We start from the raw sequence: 18,947 nt of genomic DNA on the forward strand, positions 1-18,947 counted from the left end.
ATTTAGGTCACCCGCAAGGGAGCTAACCTGGGGAACTGAAACATCTAAGTACCCAGAGGAAAGGACATCAACCGAGACTCCGTTAGTAGTGGCGAGCGAACGCGGACCAGGCCAGTGGCCTATATGTAAGAACAGGAATGAGCTGGAAAGCTCAGCCATAGTGGGTGATAGCCCCGTACTGGTAGAAAGCATATAGGTCCTCGAGTAAGGCGGAACACGTGAAATTCTGTCTGAACATGGGGGGACCACCCTCCAAGCCTAAGTACTCGTGTGCGACCGATAGTGAACAAGTACCGTGAGGGAAAGGTGAAAAGCACCCCGACGAGGGGAGTGAAATAGTTCCTGAAACTGGATGCCTACAAACAGTCGGAGCCCGCAAGGGTGACGGCGTACCTTTTGTATAATGGGTCAGCGACTTAATTTAACATGCAAGCTTAAGCCGTTAGGTGTATGCGTAGCGAAAGCGAGTCTGAATAGGGCGTTGAGTATGTTGGATTAGACCCGAAACCAAGTGATCTAGCCATGGGCAGGCTGAAGGTGAGGTAACACTTACTGAAGGGCCGAACCCACTTCTGTTGAAAAAGAACGGGATGACCTGTGGCTAGGGGTGAAAGGCCAATCAAACTTGGAAATAGCTGGTTCTCCGCGAAATCTATTTAGGTAGAGCGTCAGACGAATACTCCAGGGGGTAGAGCACTGGATGGGCTAGGGGTCCCCAACGGATTACCAAACCTAACCAAACTCCGAATACCTGGAAGTAATATCTGGCAGACACACTGCGGGTGCTAAGGTCCGTAGTGGAGAGGGAAACAGCCCTGACCTACAGCTAAGGTCCCAAAGTCATGGTTAAGTGGGAAAGCTTGTGGGAATGCATAGACAACCAGGAGGTTGGCTTAGAAGCAGCCATCCTTTAAAGATAGCGTAACAGCTCACTGGTCAAGCGTTCCTGCGGCGAAAATGTACCGGGGCTCAAACCATGCACCGAAGCTTAGGGTTTGCACTTTGTGCAAGCGGTAGCGGAGCGTTCTGTAAGTCTGCGAAGGGATACCCGTGAGGGGTCCTGGAGGTATCAGAAGTGCGAATGCTGACATGAGTAGCGATAAAGAGTGTGAGAGACACTCTCGCCGAAAGTCCAAGGGTTCCTGCGCAATGCTAATCAGCGCAGGGTTAGTCGGCCCCTAAGTCGAGGACGAAAGTCGTAGACGATGGGAATCAGGTTAATATTCCTGAACCTGGTGGTAGTGACGAATTTGCAGATCTGTCAGTCCTTATCGGATTGGTTCTGGCAGTGAGCAAGTTCCAGGAAATAGCTCCACCGTTAAGACCGTACTCTAAACCAACACAGGTGGACAGGTAGAGAATACTAAGGCGCTTGAGAGAACTATGCTGAAGGAACTCGGCAAATTGCACGCGTAACTTCGGGATAAGCGTGACCCTTTCGTAGGCAACTATGGGAGGGTGGCACAGACCAGGGGGTGGCGACTGTTTACTAAAAACATAGGGCTCTGCGAAGTAGCAATACGACGTATAGGGTCTGACGCCTGCCCGGTGCTGGAAGGTTAAAAGGAGATGTGAGAGCATTGAATTGAAGCCCCAGTAAACGGCGGCCGTAACTATAACGGTCCTAAGGTAGCGAAATTCCTTGTCGGGTAAGTTCCGACCTGCACGAATGGCGTAACGACTTCCCCACTGTCTCCAGCATAGACTCAGCGAAATTGAACTCCCCGTGAAGATGCGGGGTTCCTGCGGTTAGACGGAAAGACCCCGTGCACCTTTACTATAGCTTCACACTGGCATTCGTGTCGGCATGTGCAGAATAGGTGGTAGGCTTTGAAATAGTGACGCCAGTTGCTATGGAGCCGCAATGTGAGATACCACCCTTATCGTCATGTATGTCTAACCGCGGCGTAACAGCGTCCGGGACAGTGTGTGGTGGGTAGTTTGACTGGGGCGGTCGCCTCCCAAAGAGTAACGGAGGCGCGCGATGGTGGGCTCAGACCGGTCGGAAATCGGTCGTCGAGTGCAATGGCATAAGCCCGCCTGACTGCGAGACTGACAAGTCGAGCAGAGACGAAAGTCGGTCATAGTGATCCGGTGGTCCCGCGTGGAAGGGCCATCGCTCAACGGATAAAAGGTACGCCGGGGATAACAGGCTGATGATGCCCAAGAGTCCATATCGACGGCATTGTTTGGCACCTCGATGTCGGCTCATCGCATCCTGGGGCTGGAGCAGGTCCCAAGGGTTTGGCTGTTCGCCAATTAAAGCGGTACGCGAGCTGGGTTTAGAACGTCGTGAGACAGTTCGGTCCCTATCTGCCGTGGGTGTAGGAATGTTGAGAAGAGTTGCCCCTAGTACGAGAGGACCGGGGTGAACAGATCTCTGGTGGACCTGTTGTGGCGCCAGCCGCATAGCAGGGTAGCTATATCTGGACGGGATAACCGCTGAAAGCATCTAAGCGGGAAGCCTCCTTCGAAACTAGCATTCCCTTGAGAGCCGTGGGAGACCACCACGTTGATAGGCCAGGTGTGGAAGCGCAGCAATGTGTGAAGCTTACTGGTACTAATAGCTCGATTGGCTTGATTGTTCTCATTAATCAATGTCCGTAAAACACCATTTACCAAACACGAACATCATCACTAGGTTCGCCTAGTACATATATTTAACTTCACGTTTTTGCTTTTTGCCGACTTGGTGATTATAGCGTGGTGCTCAGAACACGATCCCATTCCGAACTCGAACGTTAAACACCTCAGCGCCGATGGTACTTTGTCTTAAGGCATGGAAGAGTAGGTCGTTGCCAAGTCTGCTAAAAGCAAAAATAGCTCAATCGATGTAAATAATATCAAAACCCCACTAGCTAGAAATAGCCAGTGGGGTTTTTTGTTTGCTGAAGGGGGGACCTGGAAAATAATATGGTCACTCAAGTGAGTTTGTTTTTTTGCGGTCCCATGCGCTAAACTATGCTTGGAGGTGCGGTATGGAAATGCCAGCGCAAGTTGCTGAAAAGTATAATGAATATCCTGAGGCTGTTGCTAATGCGCTGCTGCATTTGCGCGCGCTTATCTTTGAGGTCGCTGCGGACTTGCCTCAAACGGGGGGATTGGTTGAGACCCTGAAATGGGGTGAACCTTCCTATTTGCCAAAAAAGAGAAATGTGGGCACAACAGTGCGGCTTGGGCAATCCAATTTCAAGGACTATGCCCTTTATGTGTCCTGCCAAACAAAACTTATTTCCAGTTTCAGACTTATGTCTCCTAACGAGTTCTACTATGAGGGCAACCGAGGTGTACATTTCAGTTTCGACACGAGGTTGGACGAAAACCTGCTAGGCCTGTTTGTTACCCAAGCCTTTACCTATCATCAAAGGTAACCTGTTTTCCCTCTTTAGTTCTCCAACATGCCACCTTTCAGTCGGTTTGCGCTGAAATATAGGATGGCGACACCTAAGGTTAGCCCTGTCATGGTTAGCCAGAGTGCCATGCCGCCAAATTGATGTAGGAGAAAGCCGCCGATCAGCGGCGCAAATACAAATCCAAAGCTGGAAAGAGATGAGGCACCAAAATAGGAGCCTTTGAGGTGTTCTGGTGCCAAACGATCAACAATGATGTTGAGGGTAGGGAAAAGGATGGCTTCGCCTATGCTGAGAATAAACATGGCAATCATCAACCAGATCCAAGGATCTGTTGGGGCAATAGCGAAACCGAAAAAGCCGCCTGCGAAGAAGATAACGCCGGACATGGCCCTCAGAAATGGCGACCAGTTTTCCATCAGTTTCAGCAATGCAAACTGTAAGATGATGATGGTGGTGCCGTTGATCAGGATAAGTGTCGCGTAGAGTTCTGTGAGCTCTGGAACGCCCATTTGCCGTAGATATTGCACGAGGCCCGCATCAATCTGGCCATAGCCGACAAACCCGATGAAAGAAGCGAAGACGAACAGGAGGAAGGCAGTGTCTTTTCCCAGCACCGAAAGGGCTGCGGAAAACTTTAATGGTTCGCCCTGCTTGGTACGCTTGAGCGGCTTTTCCAAATTAAAGATGTAGGCAGCGGCGATGAAATAGAGAACATAGAGGCCGGCGACAAAGATAAATGTGCTTTGTCGGCCCGTTGCGCCGGCAAAGGTGCCGAGCAAGGGACCAGTGGCTGCGCCCACATTCAACATGAAATAGCGGAAGTGCAGCGCCATGTCTTTGACCTTGCGGTCACTGACCATGTCGGTCATCAAGGCCTTCCCCGGGTTTTCGACCATGCCGCGGCCAAACGATTGCAGCAAGGTGCCTGAGAACAAGACCAGCAGGCTATCGGCGATGCCAATGATGCCGAAGGCAACAATGTTGAGAAATAGCCCGACCAGAATGATTTTGCGCCGACCCACAATGTCGGAAAGATAGCCGACATAGAACCCGAAAATAACCCCCACAGCAGCTGAGCCTGACAGAAACGCGCCGATCTCAAATTCGTTGAGCCCAAATTTGTCGTGCAGGATGATGGCCAGGAAGGGCCAGACCATAAAGAGGAAAAAACGTGAGGCAAAGGTGGCGAGAATCAAGAGCCAAATGGTCTTGTTAAATTCTTTAAGAGCGGCAAACATTTATGAGCTTTCGGACGGCGTATCGTAAGGTGTAGTCTAGGTCCTGACCCTAGGTTGGAATATCACTATGTGCGCAGAAATATTTTGATGCAATAAGAAAAGTTGAGTTTAAAAAGACACAAATGGATCGAGCTTCTATCCTTCAAAAATTGGTCTCGCACTATGAGGCCCTGTTAAATGACACTTCTTGTCAGCTGGTAGGCTTGGCAGGTGGGCAGGGGATTGGCAAAAGCTATCTGTCTCACCAGTTAAAGGCGCGGTTTGGTGATGATTTGTTGGTGCTGAGCCTTGACGACTTTTACCTCACCAAGGCGGCGCGAGAAGAGCTGGCGGTGCAGGTGCACCCGATGTTGGCTACGCGGGGCGTGCCGGGCACCCATGATTTGAATTTGCTTAGACATGTGCTTGATCGGCTTATGAAAGGTGAAATGGGGGATGGCATTGCATTGCCCCATTTTATTAAAGCGCATGATGAGCGTGCGGCGAAAGCCGATTGGCAGGTCGTTACGCAAGCGCCCAAGCTGATTTTGCTGGAAGGATGGTGCGTTGGTGCTCAACCGCAGATGGAAAGCGCTTTGGCGACGCCGATCAATGCGTTGGAAGAAAGCAAGGATGAAGCGGGGCGATGGCGTGCCTATGTGAATGCGCAATTACGCGCACATTATTTGCCAATATGGCGGCGCATGGCGCATATTTGTTATTTGAAGCCTATATCATTCTCGCAGATTTTAGATTGGCGTTGGCAACAAGAAATTGGCAATTTGGCTGAAATTGGCCAAGTGCCCAAAGATGATGATCGCGATCGGATCGCGGTATTTATCCAACATTATGAGCGTATTACGCGACAGATGATGGCGCAGCAGACTGGCTTTGACATGGTGATTGAAGTGAGCGGTGCTGAGCGGGCGTGGCAATTGATCAAAGGCTAAAGGGAGATGAGATGAATTTCCATTCTTACAATCCACAAGATGGACATGGGCTGAAACATAATCCGTTTAAAGCTTTGATCTCCCCACGGCCTATCGGGTGGATTTCGTCGCGCAGTGCTGAAGGGATCAGCAATCTCGCGCCCTATTCCTTTTTCAATGCATTGAGTGAGACGCCGCCTTTGCTTGGCTTTTCGTCCTCGGGGCGCAAGGATAGTTTGCGCAATATCGAGGCGACAGGTGCGTTTGTGCATAATGTGGCTGGACACGAGTTGGTGACGCAAATGAACGCCAGCAGCGCCCCTTATGATCATGAAATAAGCGAGATTGAAATGCTTGGCCTTGCCACGCTGCCCGGTGACGTGGTGGATGTGCCGCGCTTGGCTGAAGCGCCGGCATCGTTTGAATGCAAGTTGGTGGACATCCGGCAATTGGAAGATCACAAGGGCGCCAAACTTCAGAACTATCTTATCATTGGTGAAGTGGTGCGCGTGCATATTCAGGAGCGCTTTATCCAAGATGGTATGATCGATGAAGCGGCGCTGGCTGCGGTTGGTCGGTTAGGCTATTTCAACTATGCAGCGGTGAGCGATATTTTCGCGCTGGCGCGGCCGAAGCTTTAAGCTGACAGGAGGCAAGCATGGCAGAAACACAAGATGATTTGACGGTTGAGCTGACCTTAGAAGGTGTTGCGGCGCGGACCGACGAGCCACGGCATTTTATGCGGGTACAGCCCGTGGGTGCCCATGTGGAATTTATATTGGGTGAAGATCAATTGATTGCCACCGACAATGCGGTGTGGTTGCAGGAAGTAGGCAAAACCCTTTATCCGCCTGTTATCTATGTGCCGCAAGATGAGGTGATTGTGCCGCTGAAGCAGCTGGACAAGCAAACTCATTGTCCGCTGAAAGGGGATGCCAGCTATTTCGCGTTTCGCGACGAGGAAATTGGCTGGGCTTATAATGACCCCTTTGCTTTTTCCGACATTATTAAAGGCTATATGGCGTTTTGGCCGAATAAAGTGCGGATGGTGATCACGCCTCAATCGGCGTGATCATTTTTGTCGGACTAATCATCGAGTGAAAAGACAACATTTGTTTGGCCGGTGCCTGAGCTTGGGAAATAGTCGGTGATGATTTCGCCCTTGCCCTTATATTTGTCCCAACCTAAAGCGGCGAATAGCATAACCGTGTCGTGCATATCGCCTTCGCCGTCGCAAAATTCGGCATAGTCTGGCAGCATTTTCAAGAAGGTTTCAATGTCGCCTTGTTGCCATAGCTCCAGTACGCGCAAGTCAACTTGGCGGTTGAACTCGCTGGAGATGGTGAAGGTGCCATTATTTTCCGCATAGATGTCATTGGGCCAAATATGGTGCGACAGCGAGCCTGACGCGATGAGCGCGACATTGCTGTCGCTTTTGGCAATGGCTTCGCCGATCGAAGCCCCAAGGGTGCGGGTGGAGGCATGGCTGTGCACCGTGCACCAGGCGGCAACGGACACCACTTTCATGGCTTTATCCTCATTCATATAGCGCATGGGGACCAAGGTGCCATATTCAAGATCGAGCGACTCGACCTGATGCGATAAGGTGTAGACGCCATTGTTGGTGGCGGTTTCGGCCATCAAATTGCCAAGCGCGGCATTGCCTTCATACTCATAATCCAAATCTTTGATGAATTGCGGGAATTCATGGCTGGCAAAGGTGCCCTTAAAACGGTGATTGGCATTGATATGATAGCCTGCATTGACAAGCCAATGTGTGTCTAACACCACAAATGTGTCTGCCCCAGCCTCGCGGGCGCGGCGGCCAATTTCTCTGTGCCCCTCAATGGCCGCTTCGCGACAACCTTTCAACGGGCCGTCCATTTCTGACAGCAGCATGGTTGGCACATGTGTGGTTTTGGCAGCCAGTACGATCTTACCCATTATTCCCTCCATTTATTTAACATGATAAGTACTATAGAGCTGCGTGGGCGTGTTGCGTTGATCCTGATCAAAATTTTCAAATAAAATTAACATGTGAATTATATGTGATATTTGGATATATTTGTACCAACTTTGTTCTTTTGGGTGGCGGAGGAATCGGGTAGGTTCCCCGCATGACTTACTTAAAATTTGCAGATGCGACATTGGATGAGCAGGCCGCATTGATCTTTTCAATGTGCCGTGAATTCGGGCCGCTTTATGATTATTTTGCGCGTTTGCGCGACATGAATTTGCCGGATGCGTGGATCGTTTCTGGCGCAATTTATAATAATGTTTGGAACTATCTCACTGATCGCCCGGCTATGCATGGCGTGAAGGATGTCGACATCTTTTATTATGATGCCGATGCCATCACCTATGATGAAGAAGATAAAATCATCAGTGATGCGGAAGCGATTTTTGCCGGGATGCAAGTGCCCGTGGAGGTGCGCAATCAGGCGCGTGTGCATTTATGGTATCCGGCGCATTTTGGGTTTGACTATCCCAAGCTGGACCATTCGCGCGAGGCGATTGATCGTTTTGCCTGTACCACCCATTCGGTGGGCATGCGGCTGAATGACAAAGATCAATTTGAGCTTTATGCCCCTTATGGCTTGAAGGATATTTTCTCGTTCAAGCTGATCCCAAACTATAATTTGCCGAACAAGGAAACCCATCTCAATAAGGGAGAGCGGCTCTGCGCTCTTTGGCCAGAATTGCATCTGGAGCCTTGGGTTGATGATGTGCCTGCCGAGTTGGTGCCGCGGCCGGACCAGACATTATATCTTGTCGAATAGATGATGTATTTTAAATGTAACCTTGACGTTACATTTTCCCGCCCTTATATGTAACCCTAAGGTTACAAATTTGAGGAGTGTAATATGACATCTGAGTTTTTTAATAATGTTCGCACAGCAGTGTTGGGGCTGACGGGGCTCGTTTGCCTCGCATATGGCGCTGGCGCTTTGGCTTTGGGGACGCCGCAGCCCTTCGCTTTCTGGTTGCCTGGCCTTTTCGGCATTGCCAGCGCCATTTTGATCACTATTGCTGCGATAGCGGCGGGGAATGATAATGCGCGCCGCGCCACAGATGAGGGATATGTAGCTGATCGCAAGCAGGCTGAAGGGTTTGGATTTTGGGTCGCGATATTGCTCTATCCTGCCTTCGCCATTCCGCTATGGCAAGGTTGGGTGAGTTATCATACTGCTTATGCCGCCATGGGGACGCTGACGGCCGCTGCCTATTTGCTAAAATTTGCTTGGTTGGATCTAAGGGGGCGGTTGTGAGTTTGGTTTCACATCTGGCCGAATATCGCAAACAAGCTGGATATACGCAGGCGCAATTGGCGGAAATGGTTGGCGTATCGCGCAAGACCATTAATACGGTGGAGAACCATATATTTGTGCCCTCTACTGTGTTGGCGCTCAAGCTGGCCGCTGCGTTGCGCGTGAGTGTGCATGAATTGTTTGAGTTAGCGGATGCAGACCAGTAGCCAAGGAAATAGATGGGTTTGGTCCAGTTGAAGAGCGTCGTATGTGGCGCTCTTCATAAACCTATTTTAATATCTTTTACCTATGCTGGATTCCATGAATATAGTATTGCGTGAATCCATTGCCTTAGTTGGGCTTTTTGTTGTTGTTGTTTGGCTTGCGTTTTAGGCCACACCGTCAATCTCTAACAAAAACTCCTTTGTGCCGAGTGACTGCCCGTTGAGCAGCAGCTCTAGCTTATGCGCGCCGGGATAGAATGTTCTTGTCGTGATTGGGCGAATGGAGACTTGCTTTTCGCCTTGCAATGCGGCCCCTGCCTTTATCACCCCTGTGCTTAGCTTGAAGACCTTTGGAGATAGCTCGCCATTTGCTTTTTTGAAGTGAATTGCGAAATCCAAAATATATGGATGTGACGCATTGTCTTTCGGGACAATGTTGAACGAAAAGTCCAAAGAATTGCCCAGCACCACAGTTGGTGTTTCGATGCTGAACTCTGCCGTTTTTAAATCCAAGGGCTTATAGCCCAATGCTGACAAGGTTGGTGGATGGCCATTTTTGATGAGGGTGCGGCAGGCGTGGCGCACCAAGCGCTGGCGGTTTTTATCTGCACCGCGCATCCATTTTTCTGCAATTTCCGCCACCAGGTCTGGTTGGTTTTTCGCAATGTCGTTGAGATTGTTGGCAACGGAGCGGCGCACATATTCCGTTGTATCGTCCTTCAGTTGCTCAAGTATCGGTAGGATGGGGGCAGGGTCTTTTACAAATTGATGCAAGCGCATTCCCCAAGGCAACAGCGGGCGACACCCTTCGGACGCCAAGCGGCGCACATGAGCATTTTCGTGTTTCGCCCACTGGGCAAATGTTTGCATCGTTTCGATTTGGTTTTGCGCGATAAAAGGGCGAACGGCAAACTCGGCGCTGAAACGCTTTGTCATTTCCTCGAAAAGAGCGGCGGCCTTGGGCCATTCATTTGGCCCGATCTCAGCGACAAAATCACAAAACGGCATAAGGGCGAAGCCGTTGAGGCCTTCTCGATCATTGCTGGTGGTGCCACCATCAATCGGCGCTTCCGGTCCTAATGCACGGAGCAGAATTGGCGCGAGATCATCCAAATTATTTGGCAGTGTGGCCAAAAGCGCTTTCTGGATTTGTTGGCTGCGCTGTTTCAACTCGTTCTTGTCATGATCGATGCTGGCGATTTGCACAAAGTGAGGCGCGTCAAAGTCTGATGACTGCGCCGACAAAATTGCGGCCATTTTTTCAATGACTGCAATGGAGAAAAAGTTTTTAAACGGCTCAACCATGTTGGATTATAGCATCGACATATCGAGGATGTTGCTTAGCTCAGACGCGCGCCGTGCTGTTGTATCGAGCATACAGCCAGCAAATGCTGTGCTGCGCATGGTGCCATTGCCCCAATAATTGTAATGAAAGGCGCAGGATGCATCGCGATAGGCAATCCATTTGCGTTGGGCATCGCGCAGATCTTCAAATTGTTTGGGTTCGAGAATTTGTTTCAAATTTTGGTAGTTGATGTTCAAAATACTGTCCCACCAAGAATTTTCACGCATGATGCAGGAGGCCATGCCAACAGTGGTCATGCCACCTTCTTCCTCTTCCATGCACACATTTGAAGCGGCGCCGATGCATTCGCTGAGCGAGTGTTCTTCCCCCTGCATATTCAGGTCGGTCACAGCTTCCCAGCAATTTTGCATCTGGATTTCATCAGCGGTTGTGAATTGATTGTCTTGCGCCAGCACCGGCGTGGTGAGCGCGGCGAAAAAACCTGCGATTGCGATCATCTTAACGTTCATGTTTACAAGTCGTCCTTGGGTTGCGGCAGACGCGAAATCGCTTCGTGCGATTTTGACAGGAACTCGCGATGCACAATGAAGATAAAAGTAAAAATAGCCAGCGCTATGCCGATTTCTGCTGAAATGAACCAACCAACATTTGCGATGGAAAAATAATAGGCGCGGATGCCATTGTTGAAATAGCGCGCGCCTTGGGCGTTGAGCTGGGCCATGGCGCGGGTTTCTTCCGGATCTGCGGTTTCGCTATGATCAGCGGCGCCGAGCAAAATGCAGAAGTGATTAAACTGACGGAGCGAAAGGGTGAAGGACAAGAAGGCCAGCACCACCATCACCAGCATAATGATCAGATGCAGCTGATATTCGCCCATGGAATAAGAGCCATTGACTTGCACAGTGCGAAGCGCGGGCAGCAATTCGTTGAGCTGACCGAAAATGGCAAACATGGCCAAGATCAACAGCACTGAGCTTGAAGCAAAAAAGGCTACAGAGTTCATGATGTTACCGGTGAGGATCGCATCAAATGGCGTGTCGCGCTTGACCGCATTGCTCACCCAGCGGAACCGTTGATGGATCATCAAAGATGTGATGGAAGGGCGCTTGCGACCGATTTGGTTAGATACAGTGCCATAGGTAAGCCAAAATATAAGTGGCAATAGCGTAGACAATAGCGACATACCAAATCGCGCCCCCTTTTTCGCTTGGTCGGTTGATCATACTGAAAAGCGGCGTCAAGGCGAGGTCTTTTATGCAGAATTTGCTATTTGAAAAGCGCTTGAATGGTCTTGTGCAACATTGCCTCTAGCTGCTCGCGGGGCGGTAGATCATCATTGGCGGCGCGGGCAACTAAGCCATCGATAAGGGCGAGCAGCACAAAAATCTGATGTGCTGTGTGGTCCGCATCGCCAAACGGCCCGAACTTGCGGCGGGCGGCGAAGATGTTATTGAGATCATGTTGGAACTGGTCATCAATCGCTGCAAATAGTTTTTGAACCGCGGGGTTGCGCGACGCTTCAGAGCTGATCTCGACCATCAGTCGCGCAAAATCATGATCAAGAATATGGTCCAACAATTCGGGCAGGGCCTGCAATAATGCGTTGGCAGGGTCTTTAGCGCCTTTGAGATGGTCAATGAGGTCGGCATTGGATTGCTGTTCGGCTGCAGCGATGGCTTCGATGATGGCCTGTTTCGAGGCGAAATAACGATATAGGGCGCCGGGGCTGATTTGGCTGCGCTGACAGATGTCCTGCATTGAAGTTTGATGAATGCCTTTCTCGATAAAGCACGCCCGCGCCCCTGCTAGAATTTCTGATTTGCGGCGCTGGTGTAGGGCTTCATCTTTTTTGCGGGCCATAAACATCCTTTCATAGAATGGTTATTCTATAAATTATGCTTGCAGAAAACTCAAGCTGTGCTAATTAAGCGAACAATTGTTCTGCTAATTGGAGTTTTTCATGATGGGGCGTCGTGCAACCATGGGAGCCAGTGTTGTTTTGGGGCTCATCTTGATCCTGGTGGGGCTGGTATTTTGGGTGCCTGATGCTGGATATGCGACACGGATTTTGCGATTTGAGCACAAGGGTAAAACCATTTTTGGCCAGATCAGTTTGCCGCATAATGGAGAGCAAGCGCCGCTCGATTGTATCGTGTTTGTGCATGGGGATGGCGAAATGGACCGCAGCGCCTTTGGTTATTTCGACCCCTATTTCAGCAAATTTGCTGAGCATGGCTGGTGTGCATTTTCGTGGGACAAGCCCGGCGTTGGTGATTCAGATGGCGACTGGCTGAGCTATTCCATGGCAGACCGCGCGGCGCTGATCGATGACGCGATCGCCGCCTTGCGGGCCGCGCCTAATCTTGACATTGACCGAGTGGGTGTTCTCGGCTTTTCGCAAGCGGGTTGGGTGATGCCTCAACTTGATGTGGAGGCAGGCGATATTGATTTTATCGTGTTTGTGTCGCCAGCGGTGAATTGGATGGCGCAATCAGCCTATATGACCGCCTTGCGGCGGCGTTTTGCGCCAGACAGCGACGCCAAAGTGGCGGCCGAGGCTGAATTGGAGGCGTTGATCAATGACGGTGCAGGCTATGACGCGTTTCTGGCCTTGAGCAAAAGAAGTGAAGTCTTCGAACTTGATGATTTTTCTAAGGCGCGCTGGGATTTTGTGGTGCGCAATGCTCAGGCTGACCTTAGTGAAGATTTGGCGCGATTGCCAAATGTGCCAATTCTATTGCTGGCGGGCGGCAGAGATGGACAAGTGGATGCGAACAAGAGTGTTGCGGCCTTCAAAGCTATTTTGCCACCAGAACAACTGCAGGTGCATTTGTTTGAAGATGCCGGGCACAGCATGGTGCCAACAAAAGAGCGGCGCCCTATGACGGGCGAAGATGGGCTGTGGCTTTTGGGGAAGGTGATGTTGTGGGGCAGTGGTGCGTTTGTGGATGGATATTGGGCGACGCTCAACGGGTTTATCGCCGCCCAATTTTCTGAATAGTTGGATGCCTAAATGGGCATTGGATATTGGCGATAAATCTCGGCAATACCGTCCATGACTTCTTTGGACAATTCAATGTCTTTCGCGGCAATGTCAGTTTTTAGCTGATCCAATTTGGTGGCGCCAATGATCACCGAGGTCATGAATGGCCGGGTGAGGCAGAAGGCAAGGGCCATCTGACACACGTCCAATCCATGTTTTTCCGCCAGTGCCATATAGGCGCGGATGGCGGGTTCGGAATGGGTTGAGTTGCGGTAGATCGTGCTTTTGACCAAATCACCACGTGTACCTTTAGGGATGTTGCCATCCAAATATTTGCCGGAAATTGCACCAGCGGCCAAAGCTGAATAGGCCAGAAGACCTACCTTTTCGTGGTGAGCGACTTCGGCCAAATCATGATCAAAATAACGGCGCAGTAAGCCATATTCATTTTGGATCGATACCATGCGCGGCAAGCCATGTTCCTCGGCGAGGTTGACAAATTGCATGGTGCCCCAAGCTGTTTCGTTGGAAAGACCAACATGACGAATTTTGCCATCGCGCACCAAGGCATCGAGTGTTTCCAACACGTCAAGCATATTGGCTTTGATTTCTGCCGTGTTTTGGTCAGAAGGGTCGAAATCAAATCCGGTGTTAAAGTGGTAGTGACCACGATTTGGCCAGTGGAGCTGATAAAGGTCGATATAGTCTGTTTGCAGCCGGGACAAGCTGCCTTCCACCGCGCGCCGAACGGCAGCGCCTGTGATCTCTTCGCCTTCGCGAATCCACGGCACGCCTTCACCCGCAATTTTGGTGGCCAAAATCACTTGGTCGCGTTTGCCTGATTTTTTAAACCAGCTGCCGATATATTCTTCGGTCAGGCCTTGGGTTTCTTCATTGGTGGGGACCGCATATAGCTCTGCTGTATCAAAGAAATTAACCTCCTGATCCAGAGCATAGTCCATTTGCTCATGGGCTTCTTGTTCGGTGTTTTGCCGACCCCATGTCATGGTGCCCAAGCAGATTTCGCTCACCTTAATATCGGTGCGCCCGAGTTGATTGAATTTCATATGATTTCTCTTTTATTCGCAGGGATAATCCAGCCTAAACTAGAGCGAAAAAGCTGTGCAAGGTATGATGTAATCAAATGTCGAAAATTTTTTTGAAATATTCTGTCATTAACCCTTCACAAATAGAAGAATCCCGCCTATATAGGCGCTGTCTTTGATTGACGGTGTTGAGTTCAACACAGGGTCAAATTCCTTGATATTGTCGCGGGGTGGAGCAGCCCGGTAGCTCGTCAGGCTCATAACCTGAAGGTCGTAGGTTCAAATCCTACCCCCGCAACCAATCTTTCCTGAAATTATTGCTTTTGATGCACCAAAGATTTTTGGTGCAAAGTCTTTGCATATTCTGCGCCCAGCAGAAAAACTGCGCTGGAATAGAACACCCAAATCATCAGCAATATGATAGAGCCCGTGACCCCATAGGCAGAGCCCGGTTCCACCCAGCTGAAATATACCCCCATGCCATATTCGCCGATCATGAACAGGGCGGCGGCGAGGAGGGCGCCGGGAACCACATGAGCCCAGCGAATGTACCGGTCAGGGAGCATTTTTAAAATCACAGCAAAAAGCAAACTGATTACAATGAGTGAGAGCGCTAAATTAATGCTGTGGGCCAGCACGGCAAACATGTCTGGCAAATGGTCGATTAGCCAATCAGTGATGGAGCTGATTGCTGATGTGATGACCAATGAAATGACCAAGACAAACAATACGCCCAACATCACTGCGAAAGACATAAAGCGCCGCAGGAACAAGGCGCGGAAGTTGGACACTTCGCGGTCATCAATATCCCAAATATAGTTGAGGGCTTTTTGCAATTGCAGGAAAAGCCGGAGGGCGGCATAGACCAACACTGCGCCCGCAACGATGAAGGGGATAAAGCTTTTTTCTGACGGGGCCGTATTAGCAACAATGGTGCGAAATGTATCTGCAGCATCGCGGCCGAAATTTGAAATGAGGAACCCAAAGACCTGCTCGCGTACCGCCTCTTCTTGCATGAAGAAAGAGGCGAGCCCCAAATAAAGAATGATCAAGGCAGGAAATGAGAATATCGTATAATAGGCCACCGCAGCACTTTGGGTGAACGGATCATTGTTCCACCAGCGTGCGATGGCCGTTTTCAGCGGGAATATTCGGGTTCGGGTGATCGACATAAAAGCGCTTTGCGTTGCCCTATTTCTTCTTGTCTTCGGGCTTCACTTTCAGCTTAGCGTCCTCGTCGGCTTCCTTTGTGGTGCCGGGCATCCAAGATGGCGGATCACTTGCTGGAAAACTATCGTCCAGCTGATCATCAATCTCTTTTTGAGTGCGTTTTTCATTTTTGTTTTTATCTGTCATTTGCACCCTCCTTTCATGTGAGAACAACGTTTGGCCACGTGGAAAGTTCCCTTGTGGTGCGGGCGTTGTTTGCCGATGAAGCGGCGGTTTTTGCTTTCCCATTGCAAAATAATGACAAGTTGTGAAAAACTGTCGTGGGACGTTTTGGGATATATTCAATCGGCGCCAATTGAGCGCCTATTGTGTTTAAGGGTTTTATTATGAGCACACAGCTTTTGCCGTTTGGCAAAAAAGGCTGGGATTATGGGCGAGTGCCAGATCTTGTCGGCCGTCATTATGCCATCACGGGTGGCAATAGTGGCATTGGTTACGAAACGGCCAAAATGCTGATCCGACGCAACGCGCATGTGACCATTTTTTGCCGTTCAGAAGACCGGGCGAAAAAGGCCGTGGACGAACTGGCTGAATTTCGTAGCGTAAAGGCCAAGATTGAATTTGAAATTATGGATTTGGCCGATCTCAATTCAGTGCGCGCGGCTGCAGATCGGTTTGTAGGATGGCATGAGAAGCTGGATGGGCTGATCAACAATGCGGGCATTATGATGGTGCCAGAACGGATTGAGACCCGCGACGGATTTGAGCTGCATATGGGAGCCAATCATTTTGGCCATTTTCTGTTTTCGTCGCTTTTGTTTGACCTGATCAAAAAGGCGAATGGCCGTGTGGTCACTGTGTCGTCAGTTGCGCACAGATGGGGGTTAGAGCAGATCAATTTTGATGATCTACAACTGCAACATAGTTACGCGCCGATGGCAGCTTATGGTCAAAGCAAATTGGCGAACATCATGTTTATCTTGGAACTGAACCGCCGTTTGATGGCGCTTGATATGCCCAGCTGTGGCTATTTGTGCCATCCGGGCTATGCAGCAACGAATTTGCAACGCACGGGGCCAAGCTTTTTAACCCGCATAGGGCTTGAAGTGATGAATGTGATTTTTGCGCATTCACCCTTCCATGGGGCCAAGTCGCAAGTTTTGGCGGCGACTGACCCAGAAGCGCAACCTGGCCTATTTTATGGGCCAACGAAAATGCGCGGTCTATCTGGACCAGTGGGCGTGACGCCCATTTCCCATTCGGCGGGAAATCAAGAGGCCGCAGCGCGGCTATGGGATGTTTCCGAAGAACTGACCGGTGCCAAATGGGATTTGCCACCAGTGCCGCGTGTGCCGGATGATGCCTGATAAAGGAGCGTGCTAGCCCTGAATCAGGGTCGACAATAGTTCGGTTTGCTGGTTGAGCAATTTTTTGTCGCCACGCGTTTCCAGATTGAGGCGCAGTAGCGGTTCAGTGTTGGACGCACGGATGTTGCAGCGCCAATCATCAAACACCAAGCCAAGCCCATCAATGTCTTCGACCTGATTGGCTTTGCCGGCCAGTTCGTCTTCGATTTTCTTGATCGTTGTAGGCGCATCCTCAACCGTGAAATTGATCTCGCCGGAGCAGGGGAATTTTTCAATGCGGGCGGCGACCATGTCTTTGAGGCTGGTGCCGGACTGGCAGATTTCCGCCACGATGGCGAGCCAAGGCAACATGCCCGTGTCGCAATAAGCGAAATCTTTGAAATAATGGTGGGCGCTCATTTCGCCGCCATAAATGGCATCATTATCGCGCATGACTTTTTTGAAGAAGGTGTGGCCAGTGCGGCAAGCAATGGGGGTGCCGCCAGCAGCTTCAATTTGATCAATGGTGTTCCAGGTGAGGCGCGGATCATAGATCACTTTGCCGCCGCCATTTTGGCGCACCAGAGTTTGTCCGATCAGGCCAACTAGGTAATAGCCCTCCACAAAGGTCCCCTCATGATCATAGAAAAAGCAACGATCAAAATCGCCATCCCAAGCGATGCCCAAATCTGCGCCGTGGGCTTTAACCGCGTCGGCAGCGCGTTGGCGCTTTTCTGGCAGAAGCGGGTTTGGGATGCCATTGGGCAGGCGGCCATCTGGCTCATTATCGACTTTGATAAACTCGAAAGGCAGATGTGGTTCAAGCAGATCGATAATCGGGCCAGCGCAGCCATTGCCGCCATGGGCGACGATCTTAAGCGGCTTCAGGTCGATGCCCTCGATCTGTTTCAGCAAGCGTTCAATATATAGATTGCGGTCAAGAGTTGATTCCGCTTTACCGCGGGCTTCATAGTTGGTGACGGCTTCAAATTCTCTGTCGCCCATCACCAGCTTTTCCAGCGGGCCGAGCGTGTTTTCCTGCGTGGCGGCAGTTGCGCCTTTGAGCACAATTTTGATCCCATTATAACTATCTGGATTGTGGCTGGCGGTGACCATTAGGCCCACATCGGCATCCATTTGGGCGGTGTGGAAATAAACTTCCTCCGTGCCGCAGCGGCCAACCGGGTGCACATTGACGCCGCAATCTTGCAAGCCTTGCTGCAATGCAGCGGCGAGCGGGCCGCTATCCATGCGCATATCATGGCCAACAACCACTTGCTTTGGCGCAAGATGAGCGGCTACTGCCTGCCCAAAACGATAGGCAAAGGGCGTGTTGATTTGGGTGGGGATCATGCCGCGCACATCATAGGCTTTAAAGGGCGAACCAAATTTATTTGCTGCGCGAGACATAGGGACCTCTTTGTTTGTTTTTTCCGGCTTATCGCGTGCATCTTAATGTGAGATGAACCCGGCGCTATTATGTCCGGCTGCGTGACAGAATTATTATGGCAATTGTCTAAAAAATAGAAACAAACATATTTCCCTGCCAGCGGACGGTTCACGCCGGCAGGGCTTTTGATTATACTAATTTACTGTGGATCAATGAGCGTTTCGATTGCTTCCAAGCTGGTTTCGAGCGCGCTTGTGTTGGCAGAGCCGAGAGCGCCGTAAATTTGATCTTGGAATGTGCGGGCCACATCGGATAGTTCCATATAGGCTTTTTGGCCTTGTGTGGTGAGCTCCAAATGTTCGACGCGTCGATCATTTTCATCAACAGTGCGTTTAAGCCAACGGCGCTGTTCCAGTGTGAAAATGGCCCGTGAAACTTTGGTTTTGTGCATCGAAGAATGTTGGCAAATCTGCTTAGCGGTGATGTTGCCAAATTGGCCGATCGTGGCCAAAGTCCGCCATTCTGGGCGGGTCATGCCATAGCGCTTCTTATATTCGAGCGCGAATCTCTGCGATACTTTTTCAGCCGCCTGATTAAGTCGATAGGCGATAAATTTTTCCAGCGGTAAAACCGCCTCACTGACGTTGTTCTGGTCCATTTTGTTCCTCCCCTTATTGTTAGTTACATAGTCTATCGTTACATATGCAACAAATTTTTTGTTCAAATGGAGACCGT

Annotated in this window: 20 protein-coding genes, 1 tRNA gene and 2 rRNA genes (1 of these 23 cut by a window edge); 12 read left to right on the forward strand and 11 right to left on the reverse strand. The window is 50.4% G+C overall.

All coding sequences use genetic code 11. The annotated features are described in order from the left end of the window. The 3 genes from ACP15Y_RS13070 to ACP15Y_RS13080 all read left to right on the forward strand — a co-directional run. Positions 1-2,585 (forward strand): 23S ribosomal RNA (locus tag ACP15Y_RS13070) (it extends 134 nt beyond the left edge of the window). A gap of 103 nt (positions 2,586-2,688) precedes the next feature. Further along, a 5S ribosomal RNA gene (rrf, locus tag ACP15Y_RS13075) occupies positions 2,689-2,804 on the forward strand. Positions 2,805-2,978: 174 nt separating this feature from the next. Continuing rightward, the gene (locus tag ACP15Y_RS13080) at positions 2,979-3,371 is read left to right on the forward strand and encodes a DUF1801 domain-containing protein (protein WP_424983548.1); all 393 of its coding nucleotides are present in this window, start codon (positions 2,979-2,981) and stop codon (positions 3,369-3,371) included. 14 nt (positions 3,372-3,385) lie between these two features. Here the strand turns inward: ACP15Y_RS13080 and ACP15Y_RS13085 are convergent, their stop codons facing one another. Further along, entirely contained in the window at positions 3,386-4,591 is a 1,206-nt protein-coding gene (locus ACP15Y_RS13085) for an MDR family MFS transporter (protein ID WP_424983549.1), read from the reverse strand. A 122-nt stretch (positions 4,592-4,713) separates the two neighbouring features. Here ACP15Y_RS13085 and ACP15Y_RS13090 point away from each other — a divergent pair, with 122 nt between their 5' ends. The 3 genes from ACP15Y_RS13090 to ACP15Y_RS13100 are packed head-to-tail and all read left to right on the forward strand — an operon-like array spanning position 4,714 to position 6,571. Next, complete coding sequence (locus ACP15Y_RS13090; RefSeq protein ID WP_424983550.1) at positions 4,714-5,520, forward strand: hypothetical protein; 807 nt, start codon at positions 4,714-4,716, stop codon at positions 5,518-5,520. An 11-nt stretch (positions 5,521-5,531) separates the two neighbouring features. Next, the gene (locus tag ACP15Y_RS13095) at positions 5,532-6,140 is read left to right on the forward strand and encodes a flavin reductase family protein (RefSeq protein ID WP_424983551.1); all 609 of its coding nucleotides are present in this window, start codon (positions 5,532-5,534) and stop codon (positions 6,138-6,140) included. 17 nt (positions 6,141-6,157) lie between these two features. Next, positions 6,158-6,571 carry a DUF427 domain-containing protein gene (locus ACP15Y_RS13100; protein WP_424983552.1) on the forward strand — a complete coding sequence of 138 codons (414 nt, stop codon included), beginning with the start codon at positions 6,158-6,160 and terminating at the stop codon, positions 6,569-6,571. 14 nt (positions 6,572-6,585) lie between these two features. On the opposite strand, the gene hpaD is transcribed toward ACP15Y_RS13100, so the two are convergent. Beyond that, positions 6,586-7,443: a 3,4-dihydroxyphenylacetate 2,3-dioxygenase gene (hpaD, locus tag ACP15Y_RS13105; protein WP_424983553.1), complete on the reverse strand. Its 858-nt coding sequence runs from the start codon at positions 7,441-7,443 to the stop codon at positions 6,586-6,588. 173 nt (positions 7,444-7,616) lie between these two features. On the opposite strand from hpaD, the gene ACP15Y_RS13110 reads away from it, so the two are divergent. The 3 genes from ACP15Y_RS13110 to ACP15Y_RS13120 all read left to right on the forward strand — a co-directional run bounded on the left by ACP15Y_RS13110 (position 7,617) and on the right by ACP15Y_RS13120 (position 8,974). Continuing rightward, positions 7,617-8,279, forward strand: a complete 663-nt coding sequence (locus ACP15Y_RS13110) for a nucleotidyltransferase family protein (RefSeq protein ID WP_424983554.1) — start codon at positions 7,617-7,619, stop codon at positions 8,277-8,279. Between the two features lie 84 nt (positions 8,280-8,363). After that, positions 8,364-8,768, forward strand: coding sequence for a hypothetical protein (locus ACP15Y_RS13115; RefSeq protein ID WP_424983555.1), 405 nt, complete (start codon positions 8,364-8,366; stop codon positions 8,766-8,768). Further along, a complete protein-coding gene (locus ACP15Y_RS13120; protein WP_424983556.1) occupies positions 8,765-8,974 on the forward strand; it encodes a helix-turn-helix transcriptional regulator in 210 nt (69 codons plus the stop codon). Before ACP15Y_RS13115 ends, ACP15Y_RS13120 begins: the two co-directional genes overlap by 4 nt. 162 nt (positions 8,975-9,136) lie before the next feature. Here the strand turns inward: ACP15Y_RS13120 and ACP15Y_RS13125 are convergent, their stop codons facing one another. The 4 genes from ACP15Y_RS13125 to ACP15Y_RS13140 all read right to left on the reverse strand — a co-directional run bounded on the left by ACP15Y_RS13125 (position 9,137) and on the right by ACP15Y_RS13140 (position 12,137). Then, positions 9,137-10,276: a DNA alkylation repair protein gene (locus ACP15Y_RS13125; RefSeq protein ID WP_424983557.1), complete on the reverse strand. Its 1,140-nt coding sequence runs from the start codon at positions 10,274-10,276 to the stop codon at positions 9,137-9,139. Positions 10,277-10,282: 6 nt separating this feature from the next. After that, on the reverse strand, positions 10,283-10,786 hold the full coding sequence (locus ACP15Y_RS13130; protein WP_424983558.1) for a lysozyme inhibitor LprI family protein: 504 nt from the start codon (positions 10,784-10,786) through the stop codon (positions 10,283-10,285). A gap of 2 nt (positions 10,787-10,788) precedes the next feature. After that, complete coding sequence (locus ACP15Y_RS13135) at positions 10,789-11,460, reverse strand: DUF599 domain-containing protein (protein WP_424983559.1); 672 nt, start codon at positions 11,458-11,460, stop codon at positions 10,789-10,791. An 83-nt stretch (positions 11,461-11,543) separates the two neighbouring features. Further along, positions 11,544-12,137, reverse strand: a complete 594-nt coding sequence (locus tag ACP15Y_RS13140; RefSeq protein ID WP_424983560.1) for a TetR/AcrR family transcriptional regulator — start codon at positions 12,135-12,137, stop codon at positions 11,544-11,546. A 100-nt stretch (positions 12,138-12,237) separates the two neighbouring features. Between ACP15Y_RS13140 and ACP15Y_RS13145 the strand changes: the two genes are divergently transcribed. Continuing rightward, positions 12,238-13,278 carry an alpha/beta hydrolase family protein gene (locus tag ACP15Y_RS13145; protein WP_424983561.1) on the forward strand — a complete coding sequence of 347 codons (1,041 nt, stop codon included), beginning with the start codon at positions 12,238-12,240 and terminating at the stop codon, positions 13,276-13,278. An 8-nt stretch (positions 13,279-13,286) separates the two neighbouring features. Here ACP15Y_RS13145 and ACP15Y_RS13150 read toward each other — a convergent pair whose 3' ends face one another. Continuing rightward, positions 13,287-14,327, reverse strand: coding sequence for an aldo/keto reductase (locus ACP15Y_RS13150; protein ID WP_424983562.1), 1,041 nt, complete (start codon positions 14,325-14,327; stop codon positions 13,287-13,289). A gap of 203 nt (positions 14,328-14,530) precedes the next feature. Between ACP15Y_RS13150 and ACP15Y_RS13155 the strand changes: the two genes are divergently transcribed. Continuing rightward, positions 14,531-14,607 (forward strand) — tRNA-Met (locus tag ACP15Y_RS13155). Between the two features lie 13 nt (positions 14,608-14,620). Here ACP15Y_RS13155 and ACP15Y_RS13160 read toward each other — a convergent pair. Continuing rightward, complete coding sequence (locus tag ACP15Y_RS13160) at positions 14,621-15,478, reverse strand: YihY/virulence factor BrkB family protein (protein WP_424983563.1); 858 nt, start codon at positions 15,476-15,478, stop codon at positions 14,621-14,623. Positions 15,479-15,497: 19 nt separating this feature from the next. Continuing rightward, positions 15,498-15,662: a hypothetical protein gene (locus ACP15Y_RS13165; RefSeq protein WP_424983564.1), complete on the reverse strand. Its 165-nt coding sequence runs from the start codon at positions 15,660-15,662 to the stop codon at positions 15,498-15,500. Between the two features lie 200 nt (positions 15,663-15,862). Between ACP15Y_RS13165 and ACP15Y_RS13170 the strand changes: the two genes are divergently transcribed. Beyond that, on the forward strand, positions 15,863-16,843 hold the full coding sequence (locus tag ACP15Y_RS13170) for an oxidoreductase (protein ID WP_424983565.1): 981 nt from the start codon (positions 15,863-15,865) through the stop codon (positions 16,841-16,843). A gap of 12 nt (positions 16,844-16,855) precedes the next feature. Here ACP15Y_RS13170 and ACP15Y_RS13175 read toward each other — a convergent pair whose 3' ends face one another. Together ACP15Y_RS13175 and ACP15Y_RS13180 are read right to left on the reverse strand one after the other, a co-directional pair. Then, the gene (locus ACP15Y_RS13175; protein ID WP_424983566.1) at positions 16,856-18,232 is read right to left on the reverse strand and encodes a phosphomannomutase; all 1,377 of its coding nucleotides are present in this window, start codon (positions 18,230-18,232) and stop codon (positions 16,856-16,858) included. Positions 18,233-18,411: 179 nt separating this feature from the next. After that, complete coding sequence (locus ACP15Y_RS13180) at positions 18,412-18,870, reverse strand: MarR family winged helix-turn-helix transcriptional regulator (protein ID WP_424983567.1); 459 nt, start codon at positions 18,868-18,870, stop codon at positions 18,412-18,414. Between the last annotated feature and the right edge of the window lie 77 nt (positions 18,871-18,947).

Source organism: Maritalea sp. S77 (assembly GCF_049801075.1).
In the GTDB taxonomy this organism is placed as follows: Bacteria; Pseudomonadota; Alphaproteobacteria; order Rhizobiales; family Devosiaceae; genus Maritalea.

Coding starts and splice junctions, on each gene's coding strand:
- ACP15Y_RS13080 (WP_424983548.1), top strand. CDS start 2,979: ATGGAAATGCCAGCGCAAGTTGCTGAAAAGTATAATGAATATCCTGAG.
- ACP15Y_RS13085 (WP_424983549.1), bottom strand. CDS start 4,591: ATGTTTGCCGCTCTTAAAGAATTTAACAAGACCATTTGGCTCTTGATT.
- ACP15Y_RS13090 (WP_424983550.1), top strand. CDS start 4,714: ATGGATCGAGCTTCTATCCTTCAAAAATTGGTCTCGCACTATGAGGCC.
- ACP15Y_RS13095 (WP_424983551.1), top strand. CDS start 5,532: ATGAATTTCCATTCTTACAATCCACAAGATGGACATGGGCTGAAACAT.
- ACP15Y_RS13100 (WP_424983552.1), top strand. CDS start 6,158: ATGGCAGAAACACAAGATGATTTGACGGTTGAGCTGACCTTAGAAGGT.
- hpaD (WP_424983553.1), bottom strand. CDS start 7,443: ATGGGTAAGATCGTACTGGCTGCCAAAACCACACATGTGCCAACCATG.
- ACP15Y_RS13110 (WP_424983554.1), top strand. CDS start 7,617: ATGACTTACTTAAAATTTGCAGATGCGACATTGGATGAGCAGGCCGCA.
- ACP15Y_RS13115 (WP_424983555.1), top strand. CDS start 8,364: ATGACATCTGAGTTTTTTAATAATGTTCGCACAGCAGTGTTGGGGCTG.
- ACP15Y_RS13125 (WP_424983557.1), bottom strand. CDS start 10,276: ATGGTTGAGCCGTTTAAAAACTTTTTCTCCATTGCAGTCATTGAAAAA.
- ACP15Y_RS13130 (WP_424983558.1), bottom strand. CDS start 10,786: ATGAACGTTAAGATGATCGCAATCGCAGGTTTTTTCGCCGCGCTCACC.
- ACP15Y_RS13135 (WP_424983559.1), bottom strand. CDS start 11,460: ATGTCGCTATTGTCTACGCTATTGCCACTTATATTTTGGCTTACCTAT.
- ACP15Y_RS13140 (WP_424983560.1), bottom strand. CDS start 12,137: ATGGCCCGCAAAAAAGATGAAGCCCTACACCAGCGCCGCAAATCAGAA.
- ACP15Y_RS13145 (WP_424983561.1), top strand. CDS start 12,238: ATGATGGGGCGTCGTGCAACCATGGGAGCCAGTGTTGTTTTGGGGCTC.
- ACP15Y_RS13150 (WP_424983562.1), bottom strand. CDS start 14,327: ATGAAATTCAATCAACTCGGGCGCACCGATATTAAGGTGAGCGAAATC.
- ACP15Y_RS13160 (WP_424983563.1), bottom strand. CDS start 15,478: ATGTCGATCACCCGAACCCGAATATTCCCGCTGAAAACGGCCATCGCA.
- ACP15Y_RS13165 (WP_424983564.1), bottom strand. CDS start 15,662: ATGACAGATAAAAACAAAAATGAAAAACGCACTCAAAAAGAGATTGAT.
- ACP15Y_RS13170 (WP_424983565.1), top strand. CDS start 15,863: ATGAGCACACAGCTTTTGCCGTTTGGCAAAAAAGGCTGGGATTATGGG.
- ACP15Y_RS13175 (WP_424983566.1), bottom strand. CDS start 18,232: ATGTCTCGCGCAGCAAATAAATTTGGTTCGCCCTTTAAAGCCTATGAT.
- ACP15Y_RS13180 (WP_424983567.1), bottom strand. CDS start 18,870: ATGGACCAGAACAACGTCAGTGAGGCGGTTTTACCGCTGGAAAAATTT.